The organism is Nocardiopsis mwathae (assembly GCF_014201195.1).
Classification (GTDB): Bacteria; Actinomycetota; Actinomycetes; order Streptosporangiales; family Streptosporangiaceae; genus Nocardiopsis_C; species Nocardiopsis_C mwathae.
Map to the genome: position 1 here is coordinate 400,954 of NZ_JACHDS010000001.1, position 20,970 is coordinate 421,923.

The following is a 20,970-nucleotide window of genomic DNA, read 5'->3' on the forward strand; positions in this document are numbered from 1 at the left end:
ACGCGGTACGCGGCGGGAGCGATCCTACCGATCAGTAGCGTGACGCCCGTCACTCGGGGGGTCGACGGGGGCGCCGAACGCGCCCACCAGGGCGGTGGCGTCGTCGTGGAGCTTGCCGCGCGGCACCCCTCGGCGGCGCTCCTCGGCGCGCACCCGGGAGACCAGGGACTCGGCCCCCTTCCTGTGCAGGTGCAGCCAGACCTGCTCCCAGGAGTGCCCGTAGTACTCGACCAGCCGCGAGCAGCCGTCGGTCAGGAGTGCGAAGCGGCCGCCCTCGGCGGCGACCGTCCCCGTGCGGGCCTCGTGCGCCGCTTCGACGCGAGTGGCGGCGACCCAGAACCCGCCGGGAGCATTGCGGTGGGCGCGGACCAGCTCACGCGAATAGGGGCGTCCACCGGGGAGGTGGTCGAGTCGGTCGTCGGTCACGGCGGTCACGCGGCCGCCGTCGAGCTCGAACAGGACCGTCGAGTCGGCCAGTACCAGGTACTCCAGGCGGTCTCCGGCCGGTACCTCGCGGTCGGCGCGCCGCACGAGCGCGACCGTGCTCGACGGGCTGTCGGGGTTGTCCAGGTCGCAGGCGCCGCCGTGGGCGGCCCGCGTCCGCTCGATCGCCCCGGCGAGCACATCGGTGAGGGAGGCGCGGCACGCGGCGCCCAACTCCGCGGCGAGCCCCGCCGCCAACCGGTCGACCAGCCACGCGACGCCGTGCCGGCACCCGCTGTCGACCCCGGCCGGCGCCGTCGCCCCGTCGAGGACGAACGCCCAGTCCACCCCCGAGGCCACCCGGTCCTCGTTGACCAGGCCCTGGCCCTGCCGACTCACATACTCGATCCGCACGCGAGCCAGCCTAGGACACGGAAGCACCCCCGCTCCTCCGCCGAGATCGGCGGAGGAGCGGGGGAAGTCGACCCCGGCCGCCACCGCCAGGAGAGGGGAGAGGGAGAGGGGCTTGGCGGGGGCGGCCGGGTGGATGGGGGAGGGCGGGACGCCGGTCAGGCGCCCGCCCTCGGCGTGCCCTTGTGGGGCGGGTCCGGGATCAGCTTGCCCGGGTTCAGGACACCGACCGGGTCGACGGCGGACTTGACCGCGCGCAGGATGTCCGCGCCCAGCGGCCCGATCTCGGCCGTCATCCACGGCCGGTGGTCGGTGCCGACCGCGTGGTGGTGGCTGATGGTGCCGCCGTGCTCGGCGATGGCGTCACTCGCGGCGCGTTTGGCGGCGGCCCACCGGGACAGCGGGTCGGCGCCCGCGGCCGTCACGACGGTGAAGTACAGCGAAGCGCCGGCCGGGTAGGTGTGCGAGATGTGGCACATGATCACCGCACCGCCCTCCGGCCCCTCCAGCGCCTCCTTCAGGGCCGCGCCGACCGCTTCGTACAGCGGCAGCAGGCCCGACCAGGTCGTGGCGGTCTCCAGGGTCTCGCTGAGCACACCCGCCGACAGCAGGGTGTCGCGCAGATAGGGGCCGTGGAAGCGGGAGTGGCGCCACTCGGCGACCGGTTCGGTGCCCAGGGGGGTCCCGCCGGCTTCGGTCAGGGTCGTGGTCACGGCGGCGCGCCGGGCCGCCACCTCTTCCTCGTCGGTGCCGTCGAAGCCCACGACCGCCAGGCAGCCGGGCGCCGCGGACTTGCCGGAGAGGGCGGCGTTGACGAACGTCTCGGTCTCGTCCGACAGTCGCGCGGTCGTGGGTCGGGAGGCCGACTGGGCCAGCCGCCGCAGCGCGGCGGCGCCTGTCGCGTAGTCGGGGAAGGACCACGCCTCGTCGTGCTGGACCTCGGGGAGCGGGCGGACCCGCAGCGTCACCTCGGTGATGACGCCGAACGCCCCCTCCGAACCGACCAGCAATTGGCGCAGATCCGGTCCGGCCGCCGAGGCCGGGGCGCGGCCCAGGTCGAGGGTGCCGCGCGGGGTGGCGGCCTTCAGGGCCACCACCATGTCGTCGAACCGCCCGTACCCGGCCGAAGCCTGCCCACTGGAGCGCGTGGCCGCGTACCCGCCGATGGTGGCGAACTCGTAGCTCTGCGGCAGGTGACCCAGCGTGAAGCCGTGTGCGGACAGCAGCTGCTCGGCCTCGGGCGTGCGCAGGCCGGCCTGGAGTGTCGCGGTCATCGAGTCGGCGTCGACGGACACGAGCCGGTCCAGGCGGCGCAGGTCGAGTGAGATGACGGCGGGGAACGCGCCGCGCAGCGCGTCGACACCGCCGACGACGCTGGTCCCGCCGCCGAACGGCACCACGGCCACACGGTGCTCGGCGCAGAGGCGCAGGACGGCCTCCACCTGGTCGTGGTCGGCGGGCAGCACGACGGCGTCGGGCGCGGTTCCGGCCTCCCCCGCGCGTCGGCGCAGCAGGTCGGGTGTGCTCTTGCCGCCGCAGTGGCGGAGCCGAGCCGCGGAGTCGGTGTGCACGTTGTCGGCTCCGACGACGTCGGTGAGCGCCGCGAAGGCGGCGGCGTCCAGGGCCACGGCGGGCAGGCGCACATCCGACTCGTCGACGGGCGGCAGGTCGCGCAGTTCGGCCCCGAGTGTCCGGGCGATGAGGTCGCGGAGGGAGTCCGACAGCTCTGTGGCCCGGGCGGGGTCACCCCAGGCGAACCAGGACATGTCCACGGCGCGGTTCGTGCTCATGCCGTACAGTTTTACACATGACGTCAAGACGTAACGTTCAGGACGACGTTCTCGACGCGGCCCGCGCCTGCGTCGAGGCGTTCGGGATCCGTCGCACGACGCTCACCGACGTCGCCCGCCGCGCCGGCGTGAGCCGCCCCACCGTCTACCGCCGCTGGCCCGACGTCACCTCCCTCGTCGCCGACCTGCTCACCCGCGAGCTGTGCGCGCTCCTGCTGGCGAACAAGTCCGACCAGGGCGAGCTGGCCGGCCGCGACCACCTCGTCCTCCAGGCGGCGGGTGTACTCCGCTCGCTGCTCTCCCACCCCCTGTTCACCCGGATCGTCGACAACGAGCCGGAGCTGATGGCCACCTACACCTTCCAGCGCCTCGGGGCCGGTCAGGAGGCGGCGCTCGCCATGCTCCGGCCCGAGATCGAGGCCGGGCAGCACGACGGCTCGATCCGCGGCGGCCACCCGGAGTCGATGGCCCGCATGGTCCTGCTGGCGGTCCAGAACACCGCGACCTCGCGCCGCCTGACCGCCGACGTCATGACCGAAGAGCAGCTGGTCGGCGAGCTGAGCTCGCTGCTCGACGGCTACCTGGCCCCGCGCCCCCCGAAGGGCGCGGCCACCCCTCCCGCGGCGGACACCGCCACCGACGACACCCAGGGCGAGGTGCTGCACCGATGACCCGACCGACATCCCTCAACGCGGCCCGACGCGCCCGCGAACTGGACGGACTCGCCGCGGACCCCGCGGTGGACGTGGTGGTCATCGGCGCCGGGGTGACCGGCGCCGGTGTCGCCCTGGACGCCGCCGCGCGCGGGCTCGGCGTCGTGCTGGTCGACCGGCACGACCTCGCTTTCGGCACCAGCCGGTGGAGCTCCAAACTGGTCCACGGCGGGCTGCGCTATCTGGCCAAGGCCCAGGTCGGCGTCGCCTACGAGAGCGCGCGGGAGCGCGACGTGCTCATGCGGGTCACCGCGCCGCACCTGGTGCGGACCATGCCCATGGTGGTGCCGCTGCACGAGACCGTCGACACCGCCCACGCCACCGTCACCCGCACCGGCGTCGCAATGGGCGACCTGCTGCGGGTCGCGGCCGGGACCGATCGCGGCACACTGCCGCGCTCCCGCCGCCTGAACCGGGCCCAGACCGCGCGGCTGCTTCCGGGCATCCGCGACACCGGACTGCGCGGCGGCATTCTGTCCTTCGACGGGCAGCTCACCGACGACGCCCGCCTGGTCGTCGCGCTGGCCCGCACGGCGGCCGGGCTCGGCGCCCGGGTCATCACCCGCTGCGCGGCCGAGCAGGCGCACGGCGACGGGGTGGTGCTGCGCGACACCCGCACCGGTGAACGGCTGGAGGTGCGCGCCCGCGCCGTGGTCAACGCGACCGGGGTGTACGCGGGGGAACTCGTCCCGGGGCTGCGATTGCGCCCCAGCCGCGGCACCCACCTGGTGCTTCCCGCCGAGGCGCTGGGCCACCCGCGCACCGCCGTCACCGTCCCGATCCCGGGCAGCTTCAACCGCTTCGTGCTCGTCCTGCCGCAGCGCGACGGGCGGGTCTTCGTCGGGCTCACCGACGAGCCGGTGGACGGCCCCCTTCCGGAGGTTCCCGAAGTACCCGAGTCCGACATCGCGTTCCTGCTCGGCGTCGTCAACGGCATCACCACGCGCCCGCTGCGGCGCTCCGACGTCATCGGGGCCTATGCGGGCCTGCGCCCGCTGCTCGACGCGGGCGACCGCTCCAGCGCCGACCTGTCCCGCAGGCACGCCGTCCTGGTCGCGGACAACGGTGTCATCAGCGTCGTCGGCGGGAAGCTCACCACCTACCGCAGCATGGCGCAGGACGCCGTCGACATGGCCGTGCGCACCTCCCGCCTGGCGGCGGGCCGCTGCAGGACGCGGGAGCTCCCGCTGGTCGGCGCGGCGGACCGCAACACCCTGGACGCGGTGCCGGCGGAGCGGCGCCTGGTCGCCCGCTACGGCACCGAGGCCGCGGCGGTGATCGAGGAGGCGGTCGGCGACCCGGCGCTACTGGCTCCGGTCGCCAACGGGGTCACCCCCGCCGAACTGCGTTTCGCGGTCCGCCACGAGGGCGCCCTGGACGTCTCCGACCTCCTGGACCGCCGCACCCGCATCGGCCTGGTCCCCGAGGACCGCGCCAAGGCCGTCGCGGCGGCCGAGGAGGCACTGGCGGCGGGCTGAGGCCCCCACAGCCGCGCCTCCTCAGCCGTCCGCGGGCCCCTGAGCCCCGTCGCCGACCGGCGAGAGAACCCAGGGGCGGGTGTCACTTCCTGACGGGGGGCAGGGTGCCCTTGGCGCGGATGTCCGCCGAGATGGGGGCGGCCAGTTCGCGCAGGCGCCGACACCCGTCGGCGCCGAGGGGGGCGAACGCGGGCAGAGACAGGGCGTCGGTGCGCGCCTCCAGGTCGTCGCGGAGGCGCCGGCCCTCCTCGGTGACGGTGGGGTCGCCCGCCTCCTCGACCGTGACGAGGCCGCGGTCGGCCAGTCGGGTCACGGCGGCGTTCCAGTCCTCCTCGCTCCACCCGCGGCCCCACCGCAGGACCTCGGCGGAGTAGGCGCCGGTCGCGGCCTGGCTGGCCAGGGCCTCCACCGGCCCCAGGTCGGCCTCCAGCAGCAGCGCGATGTGGCCGTCGCCGCGGAACTCGCGGATCAGCGTGGCGGCGTGCCACAGGACCAGGTGCGGTTCCTCCGGCCAGGGGAGCCCGGCGTGTCCCGCGAACAGCGGGCGGGCGTGCGGATGCCGCGCGGCCGCCTCCGCCGCGGTGCGGGCGAGGTCGGCCGCCTCCCGCAGCTCCGGCGAATCCAGCCTCTCCTTGCCCAGGATGCGGCGCAGGACCTTGTCCGCGATCGCCAGCCGGGTGCCCAGCACCGCCTGCGGCGCGGCCACCGACCACGCCTCGGGGATGACGGTGCGGATCAGCTCGGGGTTGAAGTTGTAGAAGGTGGCGGCCACCGTTTCCGCCCCGACCGGGCCCAGCGGGGCCGCGCGCGAGGGGAAGTACGTCCAGGGCAGCGACTCCAGGCCGATGCTCTGGAAGGCGGGGGCCGTCTCGGGTGCGAAGTAGACGGATGCGTGGATCGGCTCGACCGCAGCCCAGGCGGCGCGGGCGAGGTCGGGGGTGGCGGGTGGGGTCGACGCAGACATACGTGCTCCGTTCCGCGCGGTGGCCGGTCGGCCGGCGCGGCCGGCCGTCGCGCAACACGGTACCGAGCCGGGTTCGGCCTCCCGGGAGCGGCCCCGGGCGAACGGTCGGCGCTCAGGCCTTCTGCCGCGCGGCCCGCCGCTGGGCGTCGAGGACGGTCGCCTCCGCGGCGGCACGGTCCTGCCAGCCGCGGACCTCCGAGCTCTTGCCCGGCTCCAGGAGCTTGTAGATCTCGAAGAAGTGGGTGATCTCGTCGAGCTGGTGCTCGGGGATGTGCCGCAGGTCGCGGATGTGCTCCACGCGCGGGTCCCTGGCCGGCATGCACAGGACCTTGGCGTCCGGGCCGCCCTCGTCCTGCATCCAGAACACCGCCACCGGGCGGACCAGAACCGCGCACCCGGGGAACGACGGCTGCTCCAGCGGCACCATCGCGTCCAGCGGATCGCCGTCCTCGGCGAGTGTTCCGGGGATGTAGCCGTAGTCGGCGGGGTACTGCGTCGCGGTGAAGAGCGTCCGGTCCAGCCGGATCCGGCCGAGCCTGTGGTCCATTTCGTACTTGTTCCGCGATCCCTGCGGGATCTCTACGACCAGGTGGAATTCCATGACGACTCGTCCCTCGCGGTTGCCTCGCGGCGGCGGGTTCGCGGCCGCGCGTGGACGGGTGTACCCACTCTGGCGGAAGAGGCTCATGGGGCGGCGGTGGCCGACAGTGACGGGAAGGGCGTTCCGGGCGTTCCGGGTGCTTTTCCGGGCCGGGTCAATGGGAGATAGGGGTGACGCTGCGCGAACCCCTTCCGTAGGCTGGGTCGGGTGAATTCTGCGCGTGTGCACCCCGGAAACCTGCTCGCGGTCAGCGACCTGCACGTGGCCCACCCGGAGAACCGCAAGGCCCTGGAGGAGCTGCGTCCGCGGACGCCGGAGGACTGGCTGATCGTCGCGGGCGACGTGGGGGAGCTCAGCGCCGACATCGAATGGGGACTGGCGACGCTCGGCGAGCGGTTCGCCAAGGTCATCTGGGTGCCGGGGAACCACGAGCTGTGGACGCACCGCGACGACACCGTCCGCCTGCGCGGCGAGCACCGCTACCGCCACCTGGTGGAGGTCTGCCGCAGCATCGGCGTGGTCACCCCGGAGGACCCGTACCCGGTCTGGGAGGGCGCGGGAGGCCCCGTGGTGATCGCGCCGCTGTTCGTGCTCTACGACTACAGCTTCCTCGCCCCTGGCACCTCCACCCCCGAGGAGAGCCTGGCCAAGGCGTACGACACCGGCGTGGTGTGCACCGATGAGATGATGCTGCACCCCGACCCCTTCCCGACCCGCGCGGCGTGGTGCGCGGCGCGGGTCGAGGCGACCGAGCGCCGCCTGGCCGCCGTCGACCCGGAGCTGCCGACGATCCTGGTCAACCACTGGCCGCTGGTCCGCGAACCCACCCGCATCCTGCGCTACCCCGAGTTCGCACAGTGGTGCGGCACCGACCGCACCGCCGACTGGCACGTGCGCTTCCGTGCCCGGGTCGCGGTCTACGGGCACCTGCACATCCCCCGCACCACCGTCTACGACGGGGTGCGCTTCGAGGAGGTCTCCATCGGCTACCCGCGGGAGTGGAAGCCGCGCGGCGGCCACGGTGGACTGCGCCGCATCCTGCCGGAGGAGGACGGCTGAGGTGATCGAGGAACTGCTGCCCGTCGGCGTCGCCGCGGTCGAGGCGTTCGAGGACCGGGACGACGCCGCGCTCTTCCCCGAGGAGGAGGCGCTGCTGGCCCGCGCCGTGGACAAGCGCCGCCGGGAGTTCACCACGGTGCGCGCCTGCGCGCGCGACGCGCTCGCCTCCCTCGGCTTTCCGGCCGCCCCGCTGTTGCCGGGGGAGCGCGGTGCCCCCGGCTGGCCGCGGGGGGCGGTCGGCAGCATGACCCACTGCGCCGGGTACCGGGCCGCCGCGGTGGCCCGTGCGTCCGACGTGGCGACGGTCGGCATCGACGCCGAACCTCATGATGCCCTGCCCGACGGGGTCCTGGAGAGCATTGCCCTGCCGGAGGAGCGTGTCCGGCTGAAGAACCTCGCGGTCGGCGACCCGGACGTCTGTTGGGACCGTCTCCTGTTCAGCGCCAAGGAGTCCGTGTACAAGGCGTGGTTTCCGCTGACCCGCAGGTGGCTGGGGTTCGAGGAGGCCGATATCGCCATCGACCCCGAACGGCGGACCTTCTCGGCGCGCCTGCTCGTGGAGGGGCCGGTCGCCGACGGCCGCCGATTGGACGGGTTCGAAGGCCGCTGGATCGTCGGCAACGGCATCGTCGCCACTGTGATCGCCGTGCCCAAGGGCGGCGATGGGACGGCACCCGGACGATACGGAACGTGATTCGAGAAGGGGAGTGGGCAACGCGTCGCCGCGCGGTCGTGAAGAACAGGTTACGAAGTTGTTGGCGGAATCCCTGGACTTCAAATAGACGTTTGTCTAGGCGCCGGGATACGATAGCCAAATGGGACATCGTGGGGACTTGCTCGCGGGAGCGAAACGCTGCCTGTACGAAAAAGGTTACGCCCGCACAACCGCGCGGGACATCGTTGCCGCCTCGAACACGAATCTGGCGTCGATCGGCTATCACTTCGGGTCGAAAGAGGCTTTGCTCAACGAAGCGCTTATTCAGGCGTGCACGGAGTGGTATGAGGAGCTGGAACGGGCGCTGGTGGTCGAACTCGACCCGACGACCGGCGCGGTGGACCGCTTCGAAACGGTGTGGAGCCGAATCGTCGAGCTGTTCGAGCAGCACCGTTCTCTGTGGATCGCCAATTTCGAGGCGCTGGCGCAGATCGAGCGGGCCCCGGAAGTACGCAGAATTCTCGCCGAGTCCCAGCAGTCGGTGCGCGACGCCATGGCCTCATGGTTCCCCGACCAGGGCGCCGCGGGTGACGAGATGCCGCCGCCGGAGGTCGGCGCCCTGCTGCAGGCGATGCTGATGGGCGTGATGGCGCAGTGGCTCATCGATCCCGAGTCGGCGCCCGGCGGGCGGGACCTGGCGATCGGGCTGCGCCGCATCGGCACGGGCATCGGCCCGTTGCGCGGGACTCCGCACGGGGGCTGAGCTCGGGGACCGGAGGCGTCCAGACGGGCTCGGGGGCAGGGGGCCCGCCCGGACACCTCCGGGATGTGACGGCGTGACCGCGGTGGTCGGGAGGCCAGCGCGGCCACGCGCATTCACCGAGTGGGCATTCGCCGGTACCGACCGGTCCGACGGGGACGTCCGCACCGCCGTTCAGACGAGAGGGGAACCGGGTGAACGGTGGATGCTCGGCGTCAGCGCGGTTTCAGCAAGGGGGAAACCGCGCCGACGACACGGTGACGGTCGCCGTGGTCCGGGGCTCTCGGGAGACTCGTGCCGGTGCGGATTCGCAATGAATCCGCACGTCGGCCTGTAGGCCGTCGGCACCGGCGCCGTGCGCGCACTTTCGCACGTTTGAACCTCCCTTGACGTTATACGTACTTACGTCTTAGTCGTCCGTATAACCGTCAGGATGAGCCTAACCCATCCGGGCGGCGTTGAATCGCCCGCGGTGGAGGCCTTTTCGGGCGCCGGGGCGGGCGTTCGGTGCGGGTGAGATCATTTCCGTTTCGACGGGATGGCGCAACCTGGCGCTATTCACCGTGTGTGACTGATCCGCGCCGCAGCGTTCTTGGGCTACTCGTGAGTAACAATAAGGTCACGGCAGCGCCTCGGGGCGGGCACGGCGCGAAGCCGGCCGCCCGCTCCCCGTTAGGGGGGAGTAGGGACGAGCTAGGGGTGGCGCCCCACGGGGGTGCTAAGTAGCGTGCAAGTGGATATCTCGGTGCCTTCGAGAGGTTTTCCGATGATTCTTGAGCGCGGCTCGATAAGTGGAGGCAACTGATTACGGCAATGGTCGCCGAATCTTGTCGACGGTGATCGGGGCGAAACCGAATCCGGGGATTCGAGTGGCGAATCGGGTCCGCGGCCCGGGGTCGCCCCCACTCGTGTGCGCCGTGGCTCCTGTGCATCGGCGCACGATTTTCCTGATCGATTCAGTGGGGTGGCGTGGGTGAACAACGAGAAGAAACTTCTCGATTACCTGAAGCGGGCGACAGCGGATCTGCGCGAGGCCCGCAAGCGTATTGCCGAGACTGAACGGCGGGACCACGAGCCCATCGCCATCGTCGGCATGGCATGCCGCTACCCCGGGGACGTGGCCTCTCCGGACGACCTCTGGCGCCTCGTCGCCGAAGGCCGGGACGCCGTCTCCGAGTTCCCCACCGACCGCGGCTGGGACACCGACGCGCTCTACGACCCGGAGCCCGGCACACCCGGCAAGAGCTACACCCGCGAAGGCGGCTTCCTCCATGACGCCGCCGCGTTCGACGCGGACTTCTTCGGCATCAGCCCACGCGAGGCCAAGGAGACCGACCCGCAGCAGCGCCTGCTCCTCGAAGTGGCCTGGGAGGCCTTCGAGAGCGCCGGAATCGACCCCTCCTCACTCCGCGGCAGCCCCACCGGCGTGTTCGCCGGAATGATGTACCACGACTACGCCGGCGGCTCCGCCACCGGCTCCATCACCTCCGGCCGCCTCTCCTACACCTTCGGCCTCGAAGGCCCCTCGGTATCGGTCGACACCGCCTGCTCGTCCTCCCTCGTCGCCCTGCACCTCGCCGCCCAGTCGCTGCGCCGCGGCGAATGCACACTCGCCCTGGCCGGCGGCGTCACCGTTATGGCCACCCCCGAGACCATCGTCGAGTTCAGCCGCCAGCGCGGGCTGGCCGCCGACGGGCGGTGCAAGTCCTTCTCCGCGACCGCCGACGGCACGGGCTGGTCCGAGGGCGCCGGAATCCTCATCGCCGAGCGGCTCTCCGACGCCCGCCGCCACGGCCACCCCGTCCTCGCCGTCGTGCGCGGCACCGCCGTCAACCAGGACGGCGCCAGCAGCGGGCTCACTGCCCCCAACGGCCCCGCCCAGCAGCGCGTCATCGCCCAGGCCCTGGCCGCCGCCGGGCTCACCCCCGCCGACGTCGACGCCGTCGAGGCCCACGGCACCGGAACCACCCTGGGCGACCCCATCGAGGCCCAGGCGCTCATCGCCACCTACGGCCGCAACCGGCCGCAGGACCGGCCGCTGCGGCTCGGCTCCATCAAGTCCAATATCGGCCACGCCCAGGCGGCGGCCGGTGTCGGCGGCATCATCAAGATGATCATGGCGATGCGCCACGGCCTGCTGCCCCGGACCCTCCACCTGGAGGAGCCCAACCCGCAGGTCGAGTGGTCCGACGGCGCCGTCGAACTCCTACGCCAGGCCCACCCCTGGCCCGCGACCGACCACCCCCGCCGCGCCGGGGTCTCCTCCTTCGGCATCAGCGGCACCAACGCCCACGTGGTCCTCGAAGAGGCGCCGAGCGGGCGGCGGGAACCCGACACCGACCTCCGCGACGGAGAAGCGGACGCGACCGCCGCCCCCGACCCGGCCGACGACGCCCGCCCGGCCGTCCGCGGCCCTGTCGTGCCCTGGCTGATCTCCGCCAAGACGCCCGCGGCACTGCGCGCCCAGGCCGAGCGCCTGCACGCCTTCGCCCGGCGCGATGGCGACGGGACCGACCCCGACCCCTTCGACGTCGGCTTCTCACTGGCCACCACCCGCGCCACCCTGGACCACCGCGCCGTCGTCGTCGGCGCGGACCGTGAAGACCTGCTGCGCGGTCTGCACGCCGTCGCCGCCGATACCGCAGCCCCCAACGTGGTCCGCGGCTCCGCGTCCGAGGGCAGAACCGCCTTCCTGTTCTCGGGGCAGGGTGCGCAGCGTGTGGGGATGGGTCGGGAGTTGCACGCCGCCTTCCCCGCCTTCGCCGAGGCGTTCGACGCGGTGTGCGCCGAGCTCGACACGCACCTGGACCGCCCGCTCAAGGAGGTGGTGTGGGCGGTGGAGGGTTCGGATGAGGCCGGGCTGCTGGACCGGACGGCCTACACGCAGACGGCGCTGTTCGCGGTCGAGGTCGCCCTGTTCCGGCTGGTCGAGTCCTGGGGCATCAAACCCGATTACCTGGCCGGGCATTCGGTCGGCGAGCTGGCGGCCGCCCATGTCGCCGGGGTGCTGTCGCTTGCCGATGCGTGCGCGCTGGTGGCGGCGCGGGGGCGGTTGATGCAGGCGCTGCCTGCGGGCGGGGCGATGGTGGCGGTCCAGGCGACCGAGGGGGAGGTCGCCCCGGTTCTCGCGGAGGTGGCCGACCGGGTGAGCATCGCGGCCCTGAACGGCCCGGCCTCGGTGGTGGTCTCCGGTGCCGAGGACGCGGTTCTCGCGGTGGCCGACCGCTTCAGGGAGCAGGGTCGCAAGACCAGCCGCCTGACGGTGTCCCACGCCTTCCACTCTCCGTTGATGGAGCCGATGCTGGAGGAGTTCCGTTCGGTCGCTGAAGGCCTCACCTACGACCCGCCGTCGATCCCGATCGTGTCCAATGTGACCGGTTCGCTCTCCTCTGCCGTTGATCTCGGGGATATCGGGGGAAAGACCGGCGCTGATGCCCCGATATCTCCGAGATCATCGGGGGATGTGGCCTCGGCGGAGTATTGGGTGCGGCATGTGCGGGAGGCGGTGCGGTTCGCCGACGGGATCCACGCGCTGGAGGCCGAAGGCGTCACGCGCTTCCTGGAGCTGGGCCCTGACGGTGTCCTCACCGCGATGGCGCAGGGGTGCGTGGAGTCCGCCGATGCCCTGCTGGTCCCGGCCGCCCGGAAGGACCGGGGCGAGGTGACGGCGCTCTTCACCGCCGTCGGCGCGCTGCACGCCGACGGCGCGTCCGTGGACTGGGCACGGGTCTTCACCGGCCGGGGCAAGCGCGTCGATCTGCCGACCTACGCCTTCCAGCGCGAGCGCTTCTGGATGAACTCCGTCGCCACCCCCGGCGGTCAGGGCGACGTCCGATCGGTCGGCCTCGGCCCGACCGACCACCCGTTGCTCGGCGCCGCCGTGCGGGTCGCGGACTCCGACGGCGTCGTGCTGTCGGGCCGCCTCGCAGTCGGCACCCAGCCCTGGCTGGCCGACCACCGGATCGGCGAGACCATCCTCTTCCCCGGCACCGGCTTCGTGGAGCTGGCGATCCGCGCGGGCGACGAGGTCGGCTGCGGCCTCGTCGAGGAGATCACCCTGGAGGCGCCGCTGACCCTGCCGGAGCGGGGCGGCGTCGCACTGCAGGTGGTCGTCGGCGACCCGGACGGCTCCGGCACCCGAAACGTGGCCGTCTACTCCCAGCGCGAGGACGACCTGGCCGGGGAGGACGGCTGGACGCGGCACGCCAGCGGCATTCTCGCCCCCGGCGCCGACGCCCCCGCCGCCGACCTGGGGGAGTGGCCGCCGAACGCCACCCCCGTCCCGGTCGAGGACGCCTACGACCGTCTCACCGGTGACGGCTACGGGTACGGCCCGGTGTTCCGCGGCCTGCGCGCGGCCTGGCGGAGCGGTGACGATCTGTTCGCCGAGGTCGCCCTGCCCGAGCACGCCCACGAGGACGCCGCCCGTTTCGGCCTCCACCCCGCCCTGATGGACGCGGCGCTGCACGTCGGCCTGCTGGAGGACAAGGGCGACGGCGAGACGCTACTGCCGTTCGCCTGGAACCGGGTCTGCCTGCACGCCGTCGGCGCGACCGCACTGCGCGTGCGGATCTCGCTGCTCGGCCAGGGCCGCGAATCCCTCACCATGACCGACACCACCGGTCGGCCGGTGCTGTCGGTCCAGACCCAGGTGACCCGCCCCGTCGACGCCGGCGGGCTCACCGCGGCCGCGGGGTCGAAGCGGCACGACGCACTGTTCACCGTGGACTGGACACCGGCCGCGGGGGTGAACCCGTCCGATGCCCCGGCCGATCGGAGCCTGGCGGTGCTGGGAGCAGAAGGCAACGGCTTCGGCGGCGCGGGCACGGCCTTCCCCGACCTGGCCGAGCTGGCGTCCACCCTGGACGACGGAACGCAGGCCCCCGACGTCGTCCTCGCCGTCGCCGAACCCCGCGGAACCGCCGATCCCGGAACGGGCGCGGCGACTCCGCAGGCGGTGCGCGCAGCGGCCCATCGGACGCTGGACCTGCTGCGCGCCTGGCTGAACGATGACCGGTTCGCCGCATCCCACCTGGTCATCGCCACACGGAACGCCGTGGTCGTCGACCCCGAGAACGACACGATCGACCTCGTCCAGGCCCCGCTGTGGGGGACGGTACGTGCCGCACAGGCGGAGAACCCCGGCAGGATCACCCTCGTGGACGTCGACGGCCGCGACGACCTCACGCCCCTCCTCCGCGCCCTGGCCGCCTCCGACGAGACCGAGGCGGCGGTGCGCGGCGGCACCGTGCACGTCCCCCGGCTCGCGCGGGCGAACCGACCGGGCCGACCGGGCACCGAGGGCGACACCGCCACTTGGACCCCAGACGGAACGGTGCTGGTCACCGGCGGTACGGGCGGGCTGGGCGCGCTGGTCGCCGAGCACCTGGTGCGCGAGCACGGGGTGCGGCACCTGCTGCTGACCAGCCGCCGCGGTATGGACGCGCCGGGAGCGGCCGAATTGCAGGCCGAACTGGCCGCGCTCGGCGCAGAGGCCACCATCGCCGCCTGTGACGTGGCCGACCGCGACGCGCTCGCCGCCCTGCTCACCGGCATCCCCGCCGATCACCCGCTGACCGGTGTCGTCCACGCCGCGGGCGTCGCCGACAACGGGCTCGTCACCGCGCTGACCCGCGAACAGCTCGACACCGTGCTGCGCCCCAAAGCCGACGCCGCCTGGCACCTGCACGAACTCACCCGCCACCTCGACCTGTCGGCCTTCGTGCTCTTCTCCTCCACCGGCGGCATGCTGCTCGCCGCGGGGCAGGCCGGGTACGCGACCGCCAACGTCTTCCTCGACGCACTGGCCCGGCACCGGCGGTCCACCGGACTGCCCGCGACCTCCCTGGCCTTCGGGCTGTGGAGCATCGACACCGGCATGGCGGGCGAACTCGGCGAGGCCGACCTGCAGCGGATGAACCGCCTGGGCCTGCCCGCTCTCTCCACCGACGAGGGCCTGTCCCTCTTCGACGACGCCGTCGCCGACGACGCGGCCGTGCTCATCCCCACCAAGGTCGACATGGCAGCGCTGCGCGCCCGCGCCGACGAACTGCCCGCCCTGCTGCGCGGACTGGTCCCGGCCCGCGCCCGGCAGGCGCGGCAGGCCGCGGCGGGCGGCGGCACCCCCGGTTCACCATCGACCCTGGAGCAGCGGCTGGCCACGCTGGACCCTGAGGCGCGCGACCGCATTCTGCTCGACCTGGTGAGCACACACGTCGCCACCGTCCTCGGGCACGCGTCGGCCGACGCGATCGACCCGGACCGCCCCTTCCAGGAGCTCGGCTTCGACTCGCTCGCCGCCGTGGAGCTGCGCAACACCCTGAACACCTCCACCGGTCTGCGCCTGCCCGCGACCCTCCTCTTCGACTACCCGACCTCCCGGCAGGTCGCCCTGCACCTCGCGTCCTTCTTCACCGCCACCCGGACCGTGCCCGCGGCTGCGGTGGCGGCGACGGCCGCACCCGATGACGACCCGATCGTCATCGTGGGCATGGGCTGCCGCTTCCCGGGCGGCGTGGAGACCCCCGACGACCTGTGGCAGCTGGTGGTCGACGGCCGTGACACCGTGTCGGCCTTCCCCACCGACCGGGGCTGGGACATCGAGGGCACCTTCGACCCCGAGCCGGGCACCCCCGGGAAGAACTACGCGCGCGAGGGCAGCTTCCTCTACGACGCCGCCGACTTCGACCCCGCGTTCTTCAACATCAGCCCCCGCGAAGCACTGACGATGGACCCCCAGCAGCGGCTGCTGCTGGAAACGTCCTGGGAGGCCTTCGAACGCGCCGGAATCGACCCGGCCACACTCAAGGGCAGCGCGACCGGCGTGTTCACCGGGATGATGTACCACGACTACGCGGCCAACAGCAGCACCGGCTCCATCGCCTCCGGGCGCATCGCCTACACGTTCGGCCTGGAAGGCCCGGCGGTCACCGTCGACACCGCGTGCTCGTCCTCCCTGGTCGCGCTGCACTGGGCGATCCAGTCGCTGCGGTCCGGGGAAAGCTCGCTGGCGCTCGTCGGAGGTGTGGCGGTGATGGCCACCCAGGAGATGTTCGTCGAGTTCAGCCACCAGCGCGGGCTCGCCGTCGACGGCCGGTCCAAGGCGTTCGCGGCGGCCGCCGACGGCGCCGGGTGGGGTGAAGGCGCCGGTGTCCTCATCGTCGAGCGGTTGAGCGACGCCGAACGCAACGGCCACCGGGTGCTCGCCGTCATCCGCGCCAGCGCACTCAACCAGGACGGCGCCAGCAACGGCCTGACCGCCCCCAACGGACCCGCGCAGCAGCGGGTCATCCGCCAGGCGCTGGCCAGTGGTGGGTTGACCCCCGCCGAGGTCGACGCGGTGGAGGCGCACGGGACCGGGACGACGCTGGGCGACCCGATCGAGGCGCAGGCCCTCATTGCCACCTACGGGCAGGAGCGGCCGCAGAGCGGTGAGCCGCTGTGGCTCGGCTCGATCAAGTCCAACATCGGGCACACCCAGGCGGCGGCGGGCATCGCCGGCGTCATCAAGACGGTGATGGGGCTCCGCTACGGGCTGCTGCCCAAGACCCTGCACATCGACGCGCCCACCCCCGAGGTCGACTGGTCGGCGGGAGCGGTGGAGCTGCTGACCGAAGCGCGGCCGTGGCCGTCGACCGACCGCCCGCGCCGGGCCGCCGTCTCCTCCTTCGGCGCCAGCGGCACCAACGCCCACGTGGTCCTCGAACAGGCGCCGATGGGCCAGGCACTGCAGGCGGTTGCCGACGCCGACACCGACACGGGGGACGGCACCGGCGGTCGTGCGTCGGCAGCGGAAGCGGTGCCCGTACTCGTGTCCGCCAAGAGCACCGAGGCGCTGCGCGCACAGGCCGCGAAGCTGCGCTCGCACATCGTCCAGCACAGTGACCCGAACACGTTCGACCTGGCCGACCTGACGAACACCGCCTACTCGCTGGCCACGACCCGCGTCCCGATGGAGCACCGCGGAGTCGTGGTGGCGGGGGACCACGGTGAGCTGCTGGAGGGACTGTCCGGACTGGCCGCAGGTGAGCCCGCGGGTGGGGTCGTTCAAGGCGTGGCCCGTACCGGAGGATCGACCGCGTTTCTCTTCACCGGGCAGGGTGCGCAGCGTGTGGGGATGGGTCGGGAGCTGTACGGCAGGTTCCCGGCGTTCCGTGAGGCGTTCGACGCGGTGTGCGCCGAGCTCGACACGCACCTGGACCGCCCGCTCAAGGAGGTGGTGTGGGCGGAGGAAGGCTCGGACGACGTCGGGCTGCTGGACCGGACGGCCTACACGCAGACGGCGCTGTTCGCGATCGAGGTCGCCCTGTTCCGCCTGGTCGAGTCGTGGGGGATCACGCCGGACTTCCTGGCCGGGCATTCGGTCGGTGAGCTGGCGGCCGCGCATGTGTCCGGGGTGCTGTCGCTTGCCGATGCGTGCGCGCTGGTGGCGGCGCGGGGGCGGTTGATGCAGGCGCTGCCTGCGGGCGGGGCGATGGTGGCGGTCCAGGCGACCGAGGGGGAGGTCGCCCCGGTTCTCGCGGAGGTGGCCGACCGGGTGAGCATCGCGGCCCTGAACGGCCCGGCCTCGGTGGTGGTCTCCGGTGCCGAGGACGCGGTTCTCGCGGTGGCCGACCGCTTCAAGGGGGAGGGTCGCAAGACCAGCCGCTTGACGGTGTCCCACGCCTTCCACTCTCCGTTGATGGAGCCGATGCTGGAGGAGTTCCGTTCGGTCGCTGAAGGCCTCACCTACGACCCGCCGTCGATCCCGATCGTGTCCAATGTGACCGGTTCGCTCTCCTCTGCCGTTGATCTCGGGGATATCGGGGGAAAGACCGGCGCTGATACCCCGATATCTCCGAGATCATCGGGGGGTGTGGCCTCGGCGGAGTATTGGGTGCGGCATGTGCGGGAGGCGGTGCGGTTCGCCGACGGGATCCGCGCCCTGGAGGCCGAAGGCGTCACGACCTTTGTCGAGCTCGGCCCCGACGGTGTGCTGTCGGGGATGGGCCAGGACTGCGTCACCGGCGACGCCGATGTCGCGTTCTTCCCGGTCCTACGCAAGGACCGCGGCGAGGAGCGCGAACTGGTCACCGGTCTCGGTGTGCTGCACGCCCGGGGTACGGCGGTGGACTGGGAGGCGTTCTTCGCGGGTCGCGGCGCCGATCGCGTCGACTTGCCCACCTACGCCTTCCAACGGGAACGCTTCTGGCTGAACTCCGAGGGCGACGAGTCCGGCAGCGTCGGGTTCGCCGGGCTGGAGACGGTCGACCACCCGCTGCTCAGTGCCGCCGTCGCCATCCCGGAGTCCGGGGGCAGGGTCCTCACCGGCCGCCTTGCCGTGGGCACCCAGCAGTGGCTCGCCGATCACGACATCCTCGGCACCGCGGTGCTTCCACCGGCGGCACTCGTCGAACTGGCGGTCCGCGCAGGGGACGAGGTCGGTTGCGCCACCGTGGCCGAGCTGGCCGTGGAGGTACCGCTGGTCCTTCCCGAGCGCGGTGGTGTCGCCCTGCAGGTGGCTGTGGGCGGCTCGCAGGAGTCGGGGGCCCGGCCCATCTCCATCTACTCGCGCGCCGAGGACGCCGTACCGGACGCTCCCTGGACGCGGCACGCCACGGGCGTCCTCGGCTCCTCCGCCGACACCGCTCCGGCACCTCTCGCGGAGTGGCCGCCGTCCGGCGCCACCGCCATCGATGCCGACGACACCTACAAGCGCCTGTTCACCGCCGGGTACGGGCACGGCCCGGTGTTCCAGGGGCTCCGGTCGGCGTGGCAGGCGGGGGACGACCTGTTCGCCGAGGTCGCCCTGCCCGACGACGGGGATGCCGCCGCCTTCGGCCTGCACCCCGCCCTGCTCGACGCGGCGCTCCACACCGGGCTGCTCGACGGGGGTGGCGACGACGGTGACGGGATCGTCCTCCCCACCTCCTGGAAGGGGGTGACCCTGCACGCCACCGGCGCCGCGGCCGCCCGGGTCCGGCTCACCGCCGCGAGTGAGGACGGGGGCAGGAAGCTGATGATCGCCGACGCCGCGGGGCGGCCGGTCCTGACGGCCGAGGCGGTCGCGTTCCGACGGGTCTCCGCCGATCGGCTCAGAGCGACCGGCGGCGTCCGCGACGACGCGCTGTTCCGGATCGCCTGGGAACCGGTTTCCTCCGGCAGCACCGCCGCGGCGGCCCCGGCACCTGGAGGCTGGGCGGTCGTCGGCTCCGATGCGCTGGGCCTCGGTGGCGACGTGCCGGTGTTCGCCGACATCCCCGCACTGCTGGACGCCGTCGGCGACGGCGCGTCGGTGCCGGGCACGGTGCTGCTCGCCACGGCCCCGCCGACCGGGCACGCGGGAGAGGCGGACGCGGATCCCGCGGCTGTGCACGGCGCGGCCGCGGCCACCCTCGCGTTCCTCCGAACCTGGTTGGCCGAACCCCGCTGTGCCGACTCCAAGCTCGTGGTCGTCACCCGAGACGCGGTGTCCACCACCGGCGAAGCGGCGCCGAACCTGGTCGGTGCCGCGATCCGGGGCCTGATCCGCTCGGCGGAGTCGGAGAATCCCGACCGGTTCATGCTGCTGGACGTGGACTCCGCCGACTCCTCCTGTGAGGCGCTGCTCACCACCACGGCCCTGGACGAACCCGAGGTCGCGCTGCGCGACGGAACGGCCCTGGCGCCCCGGCTCACCCGGGCCGCCGCACCCACCTTGTCCGATGACGCCTCCATCGGCCTCGATGTGGAGGGAACGGTGCTGGTCACCGGCGGTACGGGCGGGCTGGGCGCGCTGGTGGCCGAGCACCTGGTGCGCGAGCACGGGGTGCGGCACCTGCTGCTGACCAGCCGCCGCGGTATGGACGCGCCGGGAGCGGCCGAATTGCAGGCCGAACTGGCCGCGCTCGGCGCAGGGGCCACCATCGCCGCCTGTGACGTGGCCGACCGCGACGCGCTCGCCGAACTCCTGGACACCATCCCTGCCGAGCACCCGCTCACCGGAGTCATCCACACCGCCGGTGTGCTCGACGACGGCGTCATCGGGTCGCTGACCTCCGAGCGCATGGCGAACGTCCTGCGCCCCAAGGTCGACGCCGCCCGACACCTGCACGACCTCACGCGCGACACCGAATCCCTGTCGCTGTTCCTCCTCTTCTCCTCGGTCGCCGGTACCCTCGGCGGCCCTGGACAGGGCAACTACGCGGTGGCCAACGCCTACCTCGACGCCCTGGCCGTGCACCGCCGCTCCCTCGGCCTGCCCGGGATGTCTCTGGCCTGGGGCCTGTGGGGTCTGGGCGATGGCGGCATGGCAGGGAGCCTCGGAGACTCCGACCTGCGGCGGATGAACCGCTCCGGCATCACACCGATGTCCGCCGACCAGGGACTGGAACTGCTCGACGCGGCGCTCGGCACGGATGGCGGTGTGCTGCTGCCGGTCCTCCTCGACCTCGCCACCCTGCGGGCGCAGGCCGGCACCGGCCTGCTGCCCCCCGCCCTGTACGGCGTCGTGCCCGTCCCGGTCCGGCAGGCGGCGGCCCAGGGCGGCGGGACGTCCGGCACCGGCGTGGGCGCGCCGCTCGCGGACCGGCTGGCGCGGATGAGCGCGCCCGAGCGCGACGACTTCCTGATGGAGCTGGTCGCCAAGCACGTCGCCGCCGTCCTCGGGCACGCCGCCTCCACCCGGGTCGAGCCCGACCGCGCCTTCTCCGAGCTGGGCTTCGACTCGCTGGCGGCGGTGGAGCTGCGCAACCGGCTCAACGCCGCCACCGGGCTGCGCATGCCCGCCACGCTGCTGTTCGACCACCCCACCTCCCGCCAGGTGGCCGGGTTCATCAGGTCCGAGGCGAGCCCCGAGGAAGCGGACTCCGCGCAGCCCGTCCTCGCCGAGCTCGACCGGCTCGGCGCTGCTCTCACCACCCTCGCCTCCAGCGGTGACGACGGCGGCGAGCACGCCAAGATCACCGCCCGCCTGGAGACGCTGCTGCGCACGTGGCAGGACGCACACGCCGGAACGACGGCCGAGGAAGCGCCGGAGAGCGACTTCGCGGAGGCCTCCGACGACGAGCTGTTCGCGGTCCTGGACAACGAGCTCGGCACACCCTGACCCGCACGAGACACGACGCCGGCCCCACCTGCCACCGCAGCAAGATTGGTTG

10 protein-coding genes are annotated in these 20,970 nt (G+C 73.0%); 6 read left to right on the forward strand and 4 right to left on the reverse strand.

Annotated elements, in window-relative coordinates:
- Positions 1 to 24: 24 nt before the first annotated feature.
- Positions 25 to 837: a protein phosphatase 2C domain-containing protein gene (locus tag HNR23_RS01660; protein WP_184072807.1), complete on the reverse strand. Its 813-nt coding sequence runs from the start codon at positions 835 to 837 to the stop codon at positions 25 to 27.
- A 155-nt stretch (positions 838 to 992) separates the two neighbouring features.
- Positions 993 to 2,624: an FAD-binding oxidoreductase gene (locus HNR23_RS01665; RefSeq protein ID WP_246421525.1), complete on the reverse strand. Its 1,632-nt coding sequence runs from the start codon at positions 2,622 to 2,624 to the stop codon at positions 993 to 995.
- A 17-nt stretch (positions 2,625 to 2,641) separates the two neighbouring features.
- Here HNR23_RS01665 and HNR23_RS01670 point away from each other — a divergent pair, with 17 nt between their 5' ends.
- Entirely contained in the window at positions 2,642 to 3,295 is a 654-nt protein-coding gene (locus HNR23_RS01670; RefSeq protein ID WP_184072809.1) for a TetR/AcrR family transcriptional regulator, read from the forward strand.
- Entirely contained in the window at positions 3,292 to 4,815 is a 1,524-nt protein-coding gene (locus HNR23_RS01675) for a glycerol-3-phosphate dehydrogenase/oxidase (RefSeq protein WP_184072811.1), read from the forward strand. Before HNR23_RS01670 ends, HNR23_RS01675 begins: the two co-directional genes overlap by 4 nt.
- 82 nt (positions 4,816 to 4,897) lie before the next feature.
- On the opposite strand, the gene HNR23_RS01680 is transcribed toward HNR23_RS01675, so the two are convergent.
- Both HNR23_RS01680 and HNR23_RS01685 read right to left on the reverse strand, forming a co-directional pair.
- A complete protein-coding gene (locus tag HNR23_RS01680) occupies positions 4,898 to 5,779 on the reverse strand; it encodes an SCO6745 family protein (RefSeq protein WP_184072813.1) in 882 nt (293 codons plus the stop codon).
- Positions 5,780 to 5,891: 112 nt separating this feature from the next.
- Positions 5,892 to 6,380, reverse strand: coding sequence for an inorganic diphosphatase (locus HNR23_RS01685; RefSeq protein ID WP_184072815.1), 489 nt, complete (start codon positions 6,378 to 6,380; stop codon positions 5,892 to 5,894).
- Positions 6,381 to 6,587: 207 nt separating this feature from the next.
- Here HNR23_RS01685 and HNR23_RS01690 point away from each other — a divergent pair, with 207 nt between their 5' ends.
- The 4 genes from HNR23_RS01690 (at position 6,588) to HNR23_RS26455 (ending at position 20,918) form a co-directional block, all read left to right on the forward strand.
- Positions 6,588 to 7,439 carry a metallophosphoesterase gene (locus tag HNR23_RS01690; protein WP_184072817.1) on the forward strand — a complete coding sequence of 284 codons (852 nt, stop codon included), beginning with the start codon at positions 6,588 to 6,590 and terminating at the stop codon, positions 7,437 to 7,439.
- A 1-nt stretch (position 7,440) separates the two neighbouring features.
- On the forward strand, positions 7,441 to 8,133 hold the full coding sequence (locus tag HNR23_RS01695; protein ID WP_184072819.1) for a 4'-phosphopantetheinyl transferase superfamily protein: 693 nt from the start codon (positions 7,441 to 7,443) through the stop codon (positions 8,131 to 8,133).
- A gap of 139 nt (positions 8,134 to 8,272) precedes the next feature.
- Complete coding sequence (locus HNR23_RS01700; protein ID WP_246421526.1) at positions 8,273 to 8,857, forward strand: TetR/AcrR family transcriptional regulator; 585 nt, start codon at positions 8,273 to 8,275, stop codon at positions 8,855 to 8,857.
- Between the two features lie 970 nt (positions 8,858 to 9,827).
- Entirely contained in the window at positions 9,828 to 20,918 is an 11,091-nt protein-coding gene (locus tag HNR23_RS26455) for an SDR family NAD(P)-dependent oxidoreductase (protein WP_184072824.1), read from the forward strand.
- The last annotated feature ends 52 nt before the right edge of the window (positions 20,919 to 20,970 follow it).

Bases quoted from the DNA above. Each gene is read 5' to 3' on its own strand.
- HNR23_RS01665 (WP_246421525.1), bottom strand. From the start codon at position 2,624: ATGAGCACGAACCGCGCCGTGGACATGTCCTGGTTCGCCTGGGGTGAC.
- HNR23_RS01670 (WP_184072809.1), top strand. From the start codon at position 2,642: ATGACGTCAAGACGTAACGTTCAGGACGACGTTCTCGACGCGGCCCGC.
- HNR23_RS01675 (WP_184072811.1), top strand. From the start codon at position 3,292: ATGACCCGACCGACATCCCTCAACGCGGCCCGACGCGCCCGCGAACTG.
- HNR23_RS01680 (WP_184072813.1), bottom strand. From the start codon at position 5,779: ATGTCTGCGTCGACCCCACCCGCCACCCCCGACCTCGCCCGCGCCGCC.
- HNR23_RS01685 (WP_184072815.1), bottom strand. From the start codon at position 6,380: ATGGAATTCCACCTGGTCGTAGAGATCCCGCAGGGATCGCGGAACAAG.